Consider the following 15,064-nt stretch of genomic DNA (forward strand, 5'->3'; position numbering starts at 1 on the left):
GTTAAACCTCCATTGTCCTAATACAAGCATGATTGATTTCGGTGGCGGCAAAAAAGCTTCGCCCGGGCGGGCGGGCGAACTCGGGTTCGCCGACATCGTGGGTCAGGCGGAACTCAAAGAGGCGCTGTTGACCGTCGCGGCCAACGACGACCTCGACGGACTGCTGATTCAGGGCGAGAAGGGCACGGCCAAGTCGACGGCGGTGCGGGCGCTCGCGGCGTTGCTCCCCGACCAGACCGCCGTCGCCGACTGCCCGTACGGCTGTCCGCCGGACGAGCCCGACCGCCAGTGTGAGGACTGTCGCGAGCGGACCGACCCGCCGACCGAGCAGCGCCCGGTCCCGCTCGTGACCCTCCCGCTCGGTGCGACCCGCGAGCGCGTCGTCGGGACGCTCTCGGTCGCCGACGCGCTCGCTGGCGACTACGAGTTCGACCCCGGACTGCTGGCGCGAGCGAACCGGGGCATCCTCTACGTCGACGAGGTGAATCTGCTGGACGACCACCTCGTCGACGTGTTGCTCGACGCCGCAGCCAGCGGTACCAACCGCGTCGAGCGCGACGGCGTGAGCGTCGCCCACCCCGCCGACTTCACGCTCGTCGGGACGATGAACCCCGAAGAGGGCGAACTACGCCCGCAGCTACGGGACCGCTTCGCGCTCCAGGCGACCGTCACGGGTGCCGACGACCTCGACGACCGGGTCGCGATCATCGAGCAGGCGCTTGCAGACGGCGACGACGGCGACCGGCGGGCCGACGTTCCAGACGACGAGCGCCGGGCACAGCTCTGCGAGGCCCGAGCGGGGCTGTCGGCGGTGACCCTGTCTCCCGAGTTCACCACCGAGATCGCCGAGCTGTGCCGCGACGCGGGCGTCGACGGCCACCGCGCGGACATCGCGACGGCCCGCGCGGCCCGCACGCTCGCGGCACTCGACGGCCGCGTGAAGGTCCTCGAATCCGACGTACGGCGGGCGGCCGCCATGGCCCTGCCCCACCGACTCCGCTCGCGTCCCTTCGAAGACGAGCCAGACGCCTCGGAGCTACTGGACGACCACTTCGACGACGAGAGCGGCGGCGACGGCGAGTCCGAGCGAGACGAGACCGAAGCCGACGCGGACGGCGACGGAGACCAGAGTGAGGCCGACGGGGAGGGCGGTGACGACGCCGACGGCGACACCGCGGACGAAGAGAGCGGGGGCGACACGCCGGACGGCGACGACGGGGGACAGACACGGCAGCCGGCGGCCGACGACGGCGGAGACGACGCCCCGTCACCGCCGCCCGGCTCCGAAGCCGGCGACGCCGGGGAGGACTCCGGCGAGGCCGAGCGCGGCGAGGACGAGTCCGGCGGCGGCGAGAGCGACGAACGGACCGGGGGGACGCCGCTGGTGCCCGGCCAGTCCCCCACACCCGTCGGCGAGAGCGACGCGCCCGACCTCAGTGCGCCCGAGGCCGTCGCCGAGGGTCGGGCCGCCAGCGGACGCGGGTCGGTCGCTCCCGCCGTCGACGGGGAGGGTGCGCGGGTCAGAACCCAGCGCGCGAACTCGGACCGCCAGATCGACGCCGCGGCCTCGGTCCGGGCCGCGACCGCACGAGGCGGCTCCGGCGTCGAGTCTCGCGACCTCCGCCAGTCGGTCCGGGAACGGGACAGCGCCGTGCTCGTGGTCTTCGCCGTCGACGCGAGCGCGTCGATGCGGCCGGCGATGCGGGCCGCGAAGGGGACGGTGCTGGAACTCCTGAAAGACGCCTACCAGGAACGCGACGAGGTCGCGTTCGTGACCTTCGCCGGTGAGGGGGCCGACGTGCTCTTGCCGCCGACCGACAGCGTCACGCTCGCGGCCAGACACCTCAAAGACCTCCCGACGGGCGATCGAACGCCGCTGCCGGCGGGACTATGCGCTGCCGGCGACGTGATCCGGCGAGCCGATCCGGCCGCCAGCGTCGTCGTCCTCGTGACCGACGGGCGCGCCAACGTCGCCGACGGGAGTCCGACCGAGGAGACGCGCGACGCGGCCCGCGAGATCGCCGCGCGCGGAAGTTCCGTCGTCGTCGTCGACGCCGGAGACGACGGCGACACGGGTCTCACGGGGCTGATCGCCGACGAGACCGACGGCCGGCGTGTGCCCCTGGACGCGCTCTCGGCCGAACGGATCGACGCCGCCGCCGGAGCCGCCAGAACAAACGAGATTTAACAGAGACGAAAGCTTTACAATCTAGTTTGTACTTAGTCACTCGTGGTTTCAATGACGACTGCTACCGACACCGTCTCGGGTCGCGTCGCACAGGCACAGACGGAACTGACTCCGACACAGTTACTCGCCGGCATCGCGCTCGTGGCCGCGCTGGGCTTCGCGCTGGTCTTCCTCCAGGCACCGATGGCCCACGACTCGATGCACAACTTCCGACACGCCGCCGGGGTCGTCTGTCACTGATCATGCTCGCCGACTACATTCTTCGCGGCGCGAAAGCGGGACTGGTCGCCGGCCTGCTGTTCGGGCTACTCGTGGCTCTGGTCGCCAATCCGCTCGTCGCTGCGGCCGACACGCACGGCCACGCCGAGGAGGGCCACGCTGAGGAAGGCCACGCCGAGGAGGGCCACGCTGACGAAGACCACGCCGAGGCCGGTGGTCACCACGAGAGCGCCGTCTCGGCGACGGTGACGAACGTCGTGAGCGTCGGTGCCAGCGTGCTGTGGGGCCTGCTGCTCGGGACGGTCGTCTTCGGCGTCGCCGGCTACGTCCTCGAACCGATCGTCCCCGGCGAGGGTGCCGTCCAGAGCGCGCTGCTCGCGGTCGGTGGCTTCGTCACCGTCTCCGGCGCGCCGTGGCTCCTCCTCCCGCCGTCGCTTCCGGGCGTCGAACGCGCCATCCCGACGGACACCGGCATGGTGCTCTACGCCGGCATGATGGTCGCTGGCGCGGTCGTCTGCCTGCTGTCTGCGGTGTGCTACGATCGACTCCGCGACCGGTACGGTCGCCCCGCGGCGGCGGTCGCCGCGCTGGTTCCCTTCGGGCTGCTCGTGGCCCCGGCCACGCTTACCCCTCTCGGACCGGCGACCGGCTCCCTGTCGCCAGCGCTGGCCGACGGGCTGCTCGGAACGGTCGTCTTCGGCCAGCTCCTCCTGTGGACGGCTCTCGCAGCGACACACGCGCGACTGGGCCGTGACGATGGGTCTCGACCGGCGACGCCGTCCGCACGGACAGACGCCGCCCTCAGTGCGGACTGATGGAGGAACGCACGGTCGAGGTCCACGAGCGGGGCTTCTCCGATCACGTCCTCGTCTGTACGAACGGCCGAGAGAGCGAGCACGCCTGCTGTAGCGAGGCCGGCGGCGAGGCGGTCTTCGACGCCGTCGTCGAGTGGCTCCGCGAGCGCGACCTGCTGTGGTCGCGCGTCTACGTCGCCGAGACGGGCTGTCTCGGACTCTGTAGCGCCGACGGCGCGGCGATCGCGGTCCACCCCCGGAGCAGCTGGTACTCGGACGTGCGACCCGACGACGTGGCCCCGCTGCTGGCCGAGGAGTTCGGTCCCGACGGGTCCCGACTCGGTGTCACTGCCGACTGACAGTCCGTGACGATTTTGCCATCGCGAATAGCTTCACCCGACCGGTGTGACGAGACTTCTCATACTACCGGCTGTAAATCTGTACATCATTTCGCGACCCCAGGCTGGCGAATATCTGCACGAAGTTACAGCCGGCAGTATCACCGACCGCGTGTCGCGGAGACACTGCCGAGCGGGCTACCGGCCCTGTGAACTTCTCGCCGACTGGCTTCTCGGCGCACGATCGACGAGAAGACGATACGCACCGCGCTCGGTGCCGTCGTCGTGGTAGACGACCGGCTCCTCGACGGCGACGACGCGGTCTCCGTCGACCGCGACTGCCGTGACGATGCCGTCGGTCTCGCGGCTCGCTACCGGGCCGTCCCGGGCCGACAGCACCCGCAGGCCGTGACAGTCGGCATCGCGCGTCCGGAAGTGCTGTGCGCCCGGCACGACTACGTGGTGGTCCGCGACGGCGATCTCGCCGGCAAACCCGCCCACGTCGGCCGACCACCGACGTTGGCCGTCCGGTCCGTAGCCGAAGGCGGTGTGTTCCGCGGGGTGGAGGGCGTCGGTCTCGCGACGGTCGACGGCGTAGGTGTTGCCGGTGACGAAGACGGACGCTCCGTTGCCGGCGGCGACGTGGTTCGGGTACGCGTACAGCGTCTCGTCGCCGACCGTCGTCCGTGTCGCCAGCTCGGCGCGCCACCGGACGGTGCCGCCGTCGTCGAGGCGGTAGCCACAGTAGTCGCCGTGACTCGCGACGAGGGCACCGTCCTCGACGAGCGCGACGTCACCGACCCGGCGCTGTCCGTCGCTGTCGGGATCCCACTGCCAGTGGCTCGTCCCATGTTCGGCGTCGAGCACGACGAGGCCCCGCTGGTGGCTGCCGGGACAGCGGTTGTACGCGACCGCGAGGCGGTCGTCTCGCCGATCGAGGCTGATCGGCGACGCGTCGGCCTCGAACTGCCAGCGTCGCGTCCCGTCGTCGGCGAACGCGGAGACGACGCTTCGAAACGAGCGGCGGTCGCCGTCGCGCTCGTAGCGGCGGGCGGCGACGTACGCGCGGTCCTCGTCGGTCACGATGTCTGCGACGAACGGCAGGAAGAACCGCGTCTCTCTCTGTGGCTCGCCGATCTCTGCCGCCGTCGCGTGCTGCCAGCGCCGTCGACCCGTCGCCGCCTCGTAGCACCGCACCCGCCCGTCCGGGCCTCGCTCACCGGCGAGGACCGCGTCGCCGAACGCCGCGAGCGCGACCACGGCGGCGTCCGCTCCCTCGCGGTCCGCGCGCCACTGCTCTGTCAGGGTGGCGTGATCGAACGCGATCACGTCGCCCGTCGCCGTCCCGACGACGACCAGTTCACCCGTCAGCGCGACTGCCGAGCGCCGGCCCGCGTGGCGCGACCGCGCCGGAGACGGTTCGCCGAGGCCGACCGACCGTGGCTTCGGCCGCTCACTCATCGACCGGGAAGGCTTCGTGGAGCACGTCGTGGGCCTCGCCCAGCCCGTCGAGGACGCTCTCGCCCTGGCTCGTCAGCCGGTGGACCGCTCGCTCGGCGTCCCGGACCGCGACGAGTCGCCCCCGCATGTAGTCGTACTCCTGACTGTCCGAATCGGCCTCGGCGATCTCGGCTTCGAGATCCACCAGCGCCGCGTCGAGGTGGCGTTCGATGGCCGAGAGGGACTCGGCCTCTGCCAGGGCCTCGATCGGGCCGTCGAGTTCGCCTTCGAGTTCTTTTTCCGCGTGCTCGCGCGCGTGTTCGTCTTCGCTTCCCAGTACGTTCATCAGTCCGAGTCGGAGTGCTTCGATTTCGTAGCAGCTCATTGTGAGAGTGTTTGATCGACGAGTTCTGAGACGATGCGGTCACGGTCGAGGTGCGAGGAGACGATCCGCTCGGCGTCGTCCTCGCCGACGCCGCCGTACCAGACGCCGTCGGGGTAGACGGCGACCATCGGCCCCTCGCCACAGCGACCGAGACACGAGGAGCGGGTCACGCGGGCGTCACAGGCCTCCGAGTCGCGTTCGGCCTGCCGGAGCCGCTCCAGGACGGCGGCCGAGCCGTCGGCCGCGCAGGTCTGGTTCGTACAGACGGCGACGTGTTTCTCCGGGGCGTCGTGTGCGTGGGGTTCGTCGTCGACGTTCTCGCGGTCGGCGTGGGTCTCCTGGTGGGTCAGCGCCCGGAGCATCGCCCGCGCGCCGCCCACGTCTTCCTCGTAGCCGTCCAGTTCGACCTTGTACTTGCAGGTGTCACAGGACATCTCGACGCTGTCGGTGCGGGCCTCCTGCCAGCGGTCGCCCAGCACGTCCAGCAGCCGCGAGTCCGTCCCGAGGGGGTCGCCGGCCGCGGCGTCGACGTAGGGGTACTCCTCGTCGAACGCGTCGGCGCGGTCTCGAATCCGCTGGGTGAGGACCCCGTCGCCGAGCATGTACGGGAGGACGACGACGCCGTCCGGTCGCCGCTTGGCGACCGTGTGCAGCGTGTCCTCCAGGAGCGGTTCGGTCACGCCGATGAAGCTCGTCTCGACGTGGTCGAACGCGCGCCCCTCGTACAGCAGGCGCGCCAGTTTGTGCGCGTCGCTGTTGGCGTCGGGGTCGCTAGAGCCCCGGGCACAGAGGACGACCGTCAGATCGTCCGCCGTGCGGTCGAGTCCGAGTTCCGCCTCGACCGCCGCCGCGCGGTCGTCCAGCAGATCCACGATCGCCGGGTGGACGCCGAGGTGTGCCCCGTTGTGGATCGTCAGATCGGGGTGAGCCGAGCGGGCCTGCTCGACCGCCAGCGGCACGTCGTTCTTGACGTGGCTCGCGGCAAAGAGCGAGAGCTGGACGACGGTGACCCGCGAGACCGACGCCGCCAGTCCCGCGATGGCCGCCTCGATCGAGGGCTCGGCGAGTTCGAGAAAGCCCGCGTCGGTCGGCACGCCGAGGCGCTCCTCGACGGCCGCGGCCAGCTCCCGGACCTGTTCGTTCGACTTCTCGCGTCGAGAGCCGTGTCCGACTAGCAGGACGGCCTCGTCGTCGAGCGAGACCGGCGTCGCGGCGGCGTCGGCGGTCATTCTAACGCCCCCACGTCGTTCCCGGTCGCGCGTTCGACGCTGCGCCGGAGCTTCTGGCGGCGCTGGGCCGAGTAGAGCCCCGTCTCGTCGCTGCCGGCGTACACCCACTCGGCGAACGCCGCCACGTCGGCGTCGTCGGCGAGTCCGAACCAGTAGCCCCCCGAGGACGTCTCCGAGCGGTCGTCCGTCGGCAGCGTCGGCGCTGCCTCGGCGAGCAGCGACCGGATCGTCGCCAGCAGCCGCTCGTCGTCGTGGACGAACGAGACCCCGACCGACCCGGAGGACTCGCGGAAACAGACCGTCCCGCAGGCCTCCAGCAGGCCACGCACCAGCGCCGCTCGCTCCTCGCTGAAGGCGTCGAAGCGGTAGCCACCGGGCTGGCCGTCCAGCGGGAGACCGAGGGCCGCGCTCGCTCGGTCCGCGGGCGGGCCGAACACCTGTAGCTCGTAGGCGTCCTCGTACCGGACGATCGAGGCGTCGTGGGCCGACTCGCGCTCGGCGACGCGGTGGTCGCGGTCGGTGCGGTCGGCACCCGCGACTGCCGCCAGCGCGTTCGCGGCCGTCTCGTCGCCCGCCCGGACGGTCACGCAGTCCGCGGTGAGATCGCCGTCTCCGGCGACCCGGCCCCAGAAGTACGCCGTTCCGGGCGTGACCGCCAGCAGGTCCTCGGCGGCTCTCGGCGTCGCCCTCGCGCTGTCGGCGTCACTCATCGCTCCCCTCCGACACCGAGATCGCGTCGACCGGACAGGCGGCCGCGGCCTGTCGAGCCGCCTCGATCCGGTCGTCGTCGAACGTCGCGACGACGGTCTCCTCGCCGTCCGTGTCGGTCGCGCCGATCGTCGCCAGCCCGTCGCTGGCCTCCACGAACCGATCGTCACGGACGAGACAGGCGAAGACCCCGTCGCAGGCCGCCCGGTCGAGTGCCACGCGGTACTCAGTAGTCATACTTGGACTCGTACCCCCGCGGCGTCACCATCCGGTCGTCCCAGACGTAGGTGTCCTCGTTGCCCACGAGGATGGTCGTCGTCATGTCGATCAGATCGGTCTCGCCGAGGTCTTCGAGCTCGCCCAGCGTGACGATCTCGACGCTTTCGTCCTCGCGGCCCGCGCCGTGGACGATCCCCACGGGCGTGTCCGGGTCGCGGTGGTCCAGCAGGATCTCACAGCACCGCTGGAAGTTCTCCCGTCGCTTGCGGCTCCAGGGGTTGTAGATGGCGATGGTGAAGCCCTCGTCGGCGACGGCGTGCAGGCGCGACTCGATGGTCTCCATGGGCGTCAGGTGGTCGGACAGCGAGACGCTGACGGTGTCGTTGACCAGCGGCGCGCCCAGCCGCGCGCCACAGGACTGGGCCGCGGGCACGCCGGGGACGACCTCGAAGTCGACGGCACTGGCCGTCCCGCCCTTCGATTCGAGGATCTCCAGTGCGAGTCCGGCGAGCGCGTAGACGTTGGGGTCGCCGCTGCCGATGATCGCCACGTCGTTGCCCGCCAGCGCGCGGTCGATAGCCTCCTCCGTCCGAGAGACCTCGCCACACATCGGCGTGTCGTACAGTTCCTCGGCCGACTCGGTGATCTCCGCTGGCAGCAGGTCGACGTAGGTCGTGTAGCCGACGATGTGCTCCGCGTCGAGCAGCGCGCCCCGCGCTCGCTGGGTCATCCCCTCGGGCTGGCCGGGACCGAGACCGACCGCTACGAGGCGGCCGGGGTCGGCGTCGAAGTCGTCGACGGTCGCGCCGACCTTCTCGTCGGTCGTCGAATCCGAGCCACCACAGCCGGAACCGGACGACGAACTGTCGCTGCCGGCTCCGCACGTGGCGGCGCTGTCGTCGTCGGTACTGCTCGCGCCACAGTTCGATTCGGTGTCGGTACTCGCGTCGGTGGTGTCGTCAGTGCTCATTGTTAGAAGTCGTCGACGTCACGCCCGCCGCGCGGGGTGACGAGGTGTTTGCCGTAGTCGTTCTCCCAGACCTCCGTCTCGTGGTTGCCCACGAGGATCGAGGTGCCCATGCCGCCGACCTCGTCGTCGTGGTCGGTCGCCGCGCCCAGCGTCGTGATCGTGTGGGTCTCGTCCTCCAGATTGCGACCGGCCTCGCCCCGGCCGGCGTCGTTGAAGATGCCCACCGGCACGTCGTCGGCCCGCTCCTCGCGGAGCACGTCGATGGCGCGCTCGTAGTCGCGCCAGCAGTTGTAGAGGACGACGACGAAGCCGCTGATCGCCGCGGCCCGGAGCTTCTCCTCGATCTCGTCCCAGCCGCGCCACTTGTCGGACAGCGAGATCGTACAGAAGTCGTTCGACAGCGGCGCGCCGAGGTTGGCCGCGCCGCCAAGCGCCGCCGTCACGCCGGGGACGACCTCGATGGGCACGTCGGTCGCTCCCTCGGCCTCGGCCATCGTGTACAGCAGGTCGCTCTTGCCGTAGACGTTCGGGTCGCCGCCCGAGACGTGGGCCACATCCTCTCCCGCTCGAACCCGCTCGAAGGCCTCTCTGGCGAGTTCGATCTGGCGGCCCATCGAGGAGCGCACCAGCTCCTGGCGGGTCCCGTTTGGCCGTTCGAGGACGGTCCCCGACTCGCTGTCGGCCCCTCCGTCCGCGGCCGCCTCGATCGCCGCGCTCTCGGGTGGCAGCGTGCCGTCCTTGCGGAGGAACTCCTGGTAGAGGTTGGAGGCGATGACGCAGTCCGCGGTGCGGATCACGTCTTTCGCCTCCTGTGTCATCGCGTGGGGGAGGCCGGGACCGATCCCGACGACGGAGAGCGTGCCGTGGTCTCGGGATTCGCTCGCGGGTCGTTTCTCGCCGCTCGCGTCCGAGTCGTCGGGCGACTCCGCTGCCATCCTACCGCCCCACCGCCACGGTGACGGCGTCGTCGAAGCGCTCCTTCTCGCGGGCGAGGTCGTGCTCGCGGCCGCCAGCGATGGCCGAGGCCTCCGCGATGCCCGGCCAGCCGATCAGCTCCTTCGACCGGGAGGGCGAGGGGCCCTCGAACGTTTCCAGGGTCTCTTTCTCGAAGAGGACGACGCCGGCCCCGATCTCCTGGGCGGCCTCGTAGAGCCCGTCTTCGCCCTCCTTTCGGGTCCCCGTGGCGACGAAGTCCACGTCCGAGCGGTCGAGGTCCAGGTCGTCGAGCGCGGCGTCCCAGGCGTCGAGCACCTGCTGGGTGTCGACGCCGGAGACCGTCCCCGTCCCCAGCACCACGCCGTCGTCTTCGTTGCGCTTGAGCACGGTCACGTCGTCGCCCACGAGGACGGCCTTCGGGCCGTCGAGTCGCGCCACGGGAGCCAGTTCCTCGTTCAGCACCGCGAGGTTCGTCGCCACCGTCGAGTCGCCGTTGACGACGTGGGTGTCCAGCGCTTTCGCCTTGCTCTCGACGCCCTGCTTGCCCGCGGCCTCGCTCGCGGTCGTCATCGCCGGCACCGCGCCGAGGCGGGCGAGGTCGTTGGCGACCTGATTGGCACCGTGGTGGCCCCCGGTGATCGGGATGGCCCAGGTCAGGGCCTCGTCGATCACGACGATCGCGGGGTCGTCCCACTTGTCGTCGAGCAGCGGCGCGGTCTTTCGCATCGCGATGCCCGAGGCCATCAGGCCGACGAAGCAGTCGTACTCCCCCCAGTACTCCTCGAACACGTCGCCGTGGTACTCGACGATGTCGACGCTCTCGTAGTCGTCTCCGATCTCGGCCTCGATCTCGCGCGCCGTGTCGAGCTTGCGCTCGAAACTGATGATCGCGATCTCTTCGGCCACTTCCCCGTCCGAGTCGGGCGTCGAACAGTGGCCGCTCGATTCCTCGTTGCCTGTGTCGTTGTCGTCTGTTTCGGTACTCATGTATCAGTCGTCCGCCTCGCTCTCGCTTCCGTCACGATTCGCCCAGCCGTCGTACAGATACGAGCGTTCGTAGCCCGCCTTCCGGGCCGCGTCGCCGATCACCACCAGCGCCGAGGCGCGGTAGCCGGCGGCCTCGACGCGGTCGCCGATCGTCTCGATCGTTCCCTCGATCACGTCCTCGTCCGGCCAGGAGGCGTGATAGACGACGGCGACCGGCGTGTCCGGGTCGTGACCGTCGTCGAGCAGGCGGTCCATCGTCTCGGCGACGGCGTGGGTGCCGAGGTAGAGACAGGTCGTCACGTCGCCCATCTCGACGAACTCGGAGATGTGGTCGTCCTCGGCGTCGAGGGTCTTGCCCTGCGGGCGGGTGAAGGCGACGTGGTTCGCCACGCCGTTCAGGGTCAGCTGGGTCCGCAGCGTCGCACTCGCCGCGAACGCCGAGGTCACGCCGGGGACGATGTAGGTCGGAACGCCCTCGTGTTCCAGCGCGTCCATCTGTTCCAGCGCCGCGCCGTAGATCGCCGGATCGCCGCTGTGGAGTCGCACCACGTCACGTCCGTCCTCGTAGGCGTCTCGCATCAGCGGCACCAGCTCTTCGAGGTCCTTGCCGATGCTCGAAACCTGTTCGGCGTCCGCACAGTAGGCGTCGAGCAGCTCGCTGTTGACCAGCGAGCCGGCGTGGACGACCAGATCCGCGTCCTCGACCAGTTCCCTGCCGGTGACCGTCAGCAGTCCCGGATCGCCGGGGCCGGCACCGACGAAGGGGATCCCGTCCTGTACGTCGCCAGCGGCGTGGGCCTGTATCCGTTCGTCGCGGTCCGCGCGGTCGTCTGTGGCCGCGTCGATCGCGTCCTGTGGGTCCGTCATCGCTGTCCCCCCGCGGACGCGTCGGCGCTGGCATCGCCGTCGGTCGCCTCGACGGCCGTCCCGGCCTCTCCTCGCTCGTCTGCCGTCTCGAAGGTCGCCGTCGCCGGCTCGGCTTCGAGCCCTCGCTTCTCGGCGTAGGCCAGCGTGTAGTAGTCCCGTTCCGTGAGTTCCTCTGGGTCGTCGGTGACGACCGTCTCTCCCTGTTCCATGTAGAGCCGGCGGCCGTAGACGACCTCGTAGCCGGCGTCGACGAGCCGTTCGTGGGTCGCCGGCACGTCCGTCACCTTGAACAGCACCATTCGGTCTGGCCCGGTCGGGGCCGCCCCGCGGGCCGCCTCGTGGAGCGTGAGGCTCGCGCCGGCCGCCACTTCGACGCCAAGCGCCGTCGTGAACGCGCTGACGGCGCTGACGCCGGGGACCGTCTCGACGGTCACGCCGGGGTGAAACGCGTCCAGCGTCCGGCGCAGGTGGCCGAACGTCGAGTAGACGTTCGGGTCCCCGAGCGTCACGAACGCCGCCGTTCCGTCGCGGGCTCGCGGTGCGATCTCGGCGGCGGCCGCCTTCCAGGCCCGGCGGAGTTCGTCCTCGTCGCGGGTCATCGGGAAGTCGAGGTCTCCGATCCGTTCCTCGTCGACGTACGCCGTCGCGACCGACCGCGAGAGCCTGCCGGGCGTGTACACCACGTCGGCGGTTTCGAGGACCTCGCGCCCGCGCACGGTCACGAGGTCGGCGTCCCCGGGGCCGAGCCCGACGCCGTAGAGGGTCACTGCTCTCCCTCCCGGTTCCCCGCACCGCCGACGAGCATGTACACCGGGTTCTCGGCGTCGAAGCTCGTCGCCCCGGCGAGTTCGTAGCCGTGGCTCACCTGGAACTGGACGACCTCGTCGAGGATCTCTCGCTCGCGGAACGCCTCGGTCGCGCTACCCGCCACTTCGAGCCGCGAGACGTTCATTACGATCCGATCGACCTCGGTCTCGACGGCGTGGTCGAGGATCGCCTCGTAGTTCCGACTCCCGCCCAGAAAGAGCGCGTCGGCGTCGTCGGGGAGTCCGTCGGGGGCCTCGGCCTCGCGGACGGTCACGTCGGCGGCCGCGTCGTTGGCCGCGAGGTTCTTGCGCGTCGTTGCAACCTTACTTGCCTTGCGCTCCAGTGCGGTGACCCGTCCGGCGCGGCGACTCGCCTGGATCGTCACGGCACCGGTACAGGAGCCGACTTCCGCGAAGTGGTCGTCCGGGCCGAGAGCGAGCTTGTCGAGCAGGACGGCCCTGACTTCCGGCTTCGTCGGGCCTGCCTTGGCGTCGTGAGGAAGCGATACGTGCGCCATCGGCAAACACAAGGCTCGTTGCGCGTAAAACAATTTTGGTTGTTTTACTCCAAGGAGTTTTTCCTTGGTTCGCTTCCCGCGGCGGCCCTAGCTTCCCCGCTCGATCTGTTCGTGGGTCTCGACGACGCTCTCGAAGTCGTCGATCTCGGCTTCGAGTTGCCCGCGGAGCTCGCTCGCCCGCCGCTTTAGCTCCTGGTACTCCTCGCTGTCGGCCAGCTCGTACTGTGGCTGCTCGGATTCGAGCACGTCGAGTTTCGACCGGAGCTCGAAGAACTCGTCGAGCCGCTCGTCGGGCTCTCGGTCGACGTGCTGGGCGACCGTCTCGCGCAGCGTCTCTCCGTCGATCGGTTTCGTCAGGTAGTCGTCGAAGTCCATCTCCAGAATGTTGAGGTCCGGACCGACGGCGGTCGCCATGATCACGGGACAGTCGTACCCTCGCTCGCGCAACTCGGCGAGCACGTCGTCCCCGTGCATCTCCGGCATTCGCCGGTCGAGCAACACGGCGTCGACGTCGTCGTCGATGGCGTCGAGACCGGCGGCTCCACCGATCGCGACGCGTGTCTCGAACCCCTCCTCGAGGGCGAGCGCGTATGTCTCGGCCACGCTCTCCTCGTCTTCGACGACGAGGACGAGCGGCCGGTGATCCGTTCGTGCCACGTCTGTGGTCGTAGGGTCCCTGACGCAAAGAAGCTGACTGCAGTCGGGACAGCCCCTCGGGACGGCCTCGGTTGCCGTCGATTCGTATCTCCTCTCTCGTCACGAAACCACCACGAGCGTTCCGGTGATTTGATAGTGTCCGACAGTCGGATACCCTATAGTGATGCACGGGCGTGGTCGGCCGTGAGCTGGGGCGTCGACTGGCGGGCCAGCACGAGCCTCGTCGGTACCGTCGTGAAGTACCTCTCTCTGACGATGCTGGTGCCCCTCGTCGTCGCGGTCGTCTACGGCGAGGATATCGCCGTCTTCGTCGTGTCGATCGCCGCCACCGCCGTGCTCGGGCTGGCACTCGAACAGCTCGATCCGGAGCCAGATGTCGGCCCCCGCGAGGCGCTCGTGCTGGTCTCGTTCGCGTGGCTGGCCGCGGCCGCCGTCGGGACGATCCCCTATCTGATCGCCGGGAACGGCATCCCGTTCGTGATGGCTCCGAGCGCGCCCGCGTCGACGCTCGCCAATCCGGTCAACGCACTCTTCGAGTCGACGAGCGGCTTTACGACGACGGGAGCCACGGTGCTGGGCGAGATCAGCACGGATCGTCACTCCCACGCAGTGATGATGTGGCGACAGCTCACCCAGTGGCTGGGTGGCATGGGGATCATCGTCCTGATGATCGCGATTCTGCCGGAGCTGGCGGTCAACGGCGCACAGCTGATGCAGTCCGAGGCCCCCGGTCCGGAACTCCAGAAGCTCACCCCCAAGATCGTCGAGACGGCCCGCGCGCTGTGGCTGATCTACTTCGGCTTCACCGTGCTGTACGTCGCCGTGATGTACGGCCTCCAGTTCGTCGGGCTGGCCGAGAACATGACGCTGTACAACGCGGTCGCCCACGGTTTCTCGACGATGCCGACTGGCGGCTTCTCGCCCGAGGCCGCCAGTATCGCCGCGTTCAAGCCGATCGTCCAGTGGGTCGCGATCCCGTTCATGGTCGCGGCTGGTATCAACTTCGCCCTGTTCTGGCACGTCGTCCGCGGCGAGTTCCGATCGCTTCTCGAAGACACGGAGTTCCGGGCCTACGCCGGTGCGACGGCAGTACTGATCGCCGTGCTGTCGGCGCTACTGTTCCGCGGGGCTGCACCGCCGCTCGAACTCGGCGGGACGACGGCCGGCGCGACCGAGAACGCGCTGCGTCAGGCGGCCTTCCAGATCGCTTCCCTGCTGAACTCGACGGGATTCGCGACCAGTGACTTCGCCCAGTGGGACGACCACACGAAGATCTTCCTGCTGTTTACGATGTTTATCGGCGGCTCTGCCGGATCGACCGGCGGGGGTGTGAAGGTCGTCCGGTGGCTCGTCGTGTTCAAAGCGGTCCGTCGGGAACTGTTCACGACGGCGAATCCAAACACGGTTCGTCCGGTCCGGCTCGCCGGACAGGTCGTCGACGAGGACGCGATCCGCGGAATCATGGGCTTTACGCTGCTGTACCTGGTGCTGTTCGGCATTAGCGCGGTCTTTCTCGGTCTCGATTCTGCGCGAGTGGGCTACGACCTGACCGTCCTTGAGTCGGTCAGTGCCTCACTGGCAGCACTGGGGAACATCGGCCCGGGATTCGGCCGCCTGGGGCCGTTCGGGAGCTACCTCGATCTCCCGGACACCTCGAAGCTGTTGATGGTGTTCCTGATGTGGATCGGTCGCCTCGAGATCGTCCCCGTACTCGCGCTGTTCGTCGACCGACTGGACCGATCGTAGCGGGTCCGTAACGTACTTGCCGACACCTCCGGAAGGGTGTGGAAATGACACGGGAGT

General features: G+C 69.5%; 17 protein-coding genes. 5 read left to right on the forward strand and 12 right to left on the reverse strand.

The window, feature by feature from the left end:
• The first annotated feature begins 28 nt into the window (after positions 1 to 28).
• Genes HMUK_RS08915 through HMUK_RS08930 form a run of 4 tightly spaced genes read left to right on the forward strand, consistent with a single transcriptional unit; the run spans position 29 to position 3,560 of the window.
• A complete protein-coding gene (locus HMUK_RS08915) occupies positions 29 to 2,188 on the forward strand; it encodes an ATP-binding protein (protein ID WP_015762816.1) in 2,160 nt (719 codons plus the stop codon).
• Between the two features lie 51 nt (positions 2,189 to 2,239).
• The gene (locus HMUK_RS08920; RefSeq protein WP_015762817.1) at positions 2,240 to 2,428 is read left to right on the forward strand and encodes a CbtB domain-containing protein; all 189 of its coding nucleotides are present in this window, start codon (positions 2,240 to 2,242) and stop codon (positions 2,426 to 2,428) included.
• Between the two features lie 2 nt (positions 2,429 to 2,430).
• A complete protein-coding gene (locus tag HMUK_RS08925; RefSeq protein ID WP_015762818.1) occupies positions 2,431 to 3,222 on the forward strand; it encodes a CbtA family protein in 792 nt (263 codons plus the stop codon).
• Positions 3,222 to 3,560 carry a (2Fe-2S) ferredoxin domain-containing protein gene (locus tag HMUK_RS08930; RefSeq protein WP_015762819.1) on the forward strand — a complete coding sequence of 113 codons (339 nt, stop codon included), beginning with the start codon at positions 3,222 to 3,224 and terminating at the stop codon, positions 3,558 to 3,560. The genes HMUK_RS08925 and HMUK_RS08930 overlap by 1 nt, the downstream gene beginning before the upstream one ends.
• 177 nt (positions 3,561 to 3,737) lie before the next feature.
• Here HMUK_RS08930 and HMUK_RS08935 read toward each other — a convergent pair whose 3' ends face one another.
• The 12 genes from HMUK_RS08935 to HMUK_RS08990 all read right to left on the reverse strand — a co-directional run bounded on the left by HMUK_RS08935 (position 3,738) and on the right by HMUK_RS08990 (position 13,261).
• Positions 3,738 to 5,000, reverse strand: a complete 1,263-nt coding sequence (locus HMUK_RS08935) for an outer membrane protein assembly factor BamB family protein (RefSeq protein ID WP_015762820.1) — start codon at positions 4,998 to 5,000, stop codon at positions 3,738 to 3,740.
• Positions 4,993 to 5,364: a DUF3209 family protein gene (locus HMUK_RS08940; protein WP_015762821.1), complete on the reverse strand. Its 372-nt coding sequence runs from the start codon at positions 5,362 to 5,364 to the stop codon at positions 4,993 to 4,995. Before HMUK_RS08940 ends, HMUK_RS08935 begins: the two co-directional genes overlap by 8 nt.
• Complete coding sequence (locus HMUK_RS08945; RefSeq protein ID WP_015762822.1) at positions 5,361 to 6,593, reverse strand: CbiX/SirB N-terminal domain-containing protein; 1,233 nt, start codon at positions 6,591 to 6,593, stop codon at positions 5,361 to 5,363. Before HMUK_RS08945 ends, HMUK_RS08940 begins: the two co-directional genes overlap by 4 nt.
• Entirely contained in the window at positions 6,590 to 7,303 is a 714-nt protein-coding gene (locus HMUK_RS08950; RefSeq protein ID WP_015762823.1) for a hypothetical protein, read from the reverse strand. Before HMUK_RS08950 ends, HMUK_RS08945 begins: the two co-directional genes overlap by 4 nt.
• Positions 7,296 to 7,538, reverse strand: coding sequence for a ferredoxin (locus HMUK_RS08955; protein WP_015762824.1), 243 nt, complete (start codon positions 7,536 to 7,538; stop codon positions 7,296 to 7,298). Before HMUK_RS08955 ends, HMUK_RS08950 begins: the two co-directional genes overlap by 8 nt.
• Complete coding sequence (cobJ, locus tag HMUK_RS08960) at positions 7,528 to 8,490, reverse strand: precorrin-3B C(17)-methyltransferase (protein ID WP_015762825.1); 963 nt, start codon at positions 8,488 to 8,490, stop codon at positions 7,528 to 7,530. Before cobJ ends, HMUK_RS08955 begins: the two co-directional genes overlap by 11 nt.
• A gap of 2 nt (positions 8,491 to 8,492) precedes the next feature.
• Positions 8,493 to 9,425, reverse strand: coding sequence for a precorrin-3B C(17)-methyltransferase (locus HMUK_RS08965; RefSeq protein WP_015762826.1), 933 nt, complete (start codon positions 9,423 to 9,425; stop codon positions 8,493 to 8,495).
• Position 9,426: 1 nt separating this feature from the next.
• Positions 9,427 to 10,413 (reverse strand): cobalt-precorrin 5A hydrolase, encoded by a 987-nt coding sequence (cbiG, locus tag HMUK_RS08970; protein ID WP_015762827.1) that lies wholly within the window; start codon positions 10,411 to 10,413, stop codon positions 9,427 to 9,429.
• Positions 10,414 to 10,416: 3 nt separating this feature from the next.
• Positions 10,417 to 11,280: a cobalt-precorrin-4/precorrin-4 C(11)-methyltransferase gene (locus tag HMUK_RS08975; RefSeq protein WP_015762828.1), complete on the reverse strand. Its 864-nt coding sequence runs from the start codon at positions 11,278 to 11,280 to the stop codon at positions 10,417 to 10,419.
• The gene (locus tag HMUK_RS08980; RefSeq protein WP_015762829.1) at positions 11,277 to 12,047 is read right to left on the reverse strand and encodes a cobalt-factor II C(20)-methyltransferase; all 771 of its coding nucleotides are present in this window, start codon (positions 12,045 to 12,047) and stop codon (positions 11,277 to 11,279) included. The genes HMUK_RS08975 and HMUK_RS08980 overlap by 4 nt, the downstream gene beginning before the upstream one ends.
• Complete coding sequence (cbiT, locus tag HMUK_RS08985) at positions 12,044 to 12,604, reverse strand: precorrin-6Y C5,15-methyltransferase (decarboxylating) subunit CbiT (RefSeq protein WP_015762830.1); 561 nt, start codon at positions 12,602 to 12,604, stop codon at positions 12,044 to 12,046. Before cbiT ends, HMUK_RS08980 begins: the two co-directional genes overlap by 4 nt.
• 87 nt (positions 12,605 to 12,691) lie before the next feature.
• A complete protein-coding gene (locus HMUK_RS08990; protein ID WP_015762831.1) occupies positions 12,692 to 13,261 on the reverse strand; it encodes a response regulator in 570 nt (189 codons plus the stop codon).
• A gap of 183 nt (positions 13,262 to 13,444) precedes the next feature.
• On the opposite strand from HMUK_RS08990, the gene HMUK_RS08995 reads away from it, so the two are divergent.
• Positions 13,445 to 15,007 carry a TrkH family potassium uptake protein gene (locus tag HMUK_RS08995; protein ID WP_015762832.1) on the forward strand — a complete coding sequence of 521 codons (1,563 nt, stop codon included), beginning with the start codon at positions 13,445 to 13,447 and terminating at the stop codon, positions 15,005 to 15,007.
• The last annotated feature ends 57 nt before the right edge of the window (positions 15,008 to 15,064 follow it).

It is taken from the genome of Halomicrobium mukohataei DSM 12286, from assembly GCF_000023965.1.
GTDB classification, from domain to species: domain Archaea; phylum Halobacteriota; class Halobacteria; order Halobacteriales; family Haloarculaceae; genus Halomicrobium; species Halomicrobium mukohataei.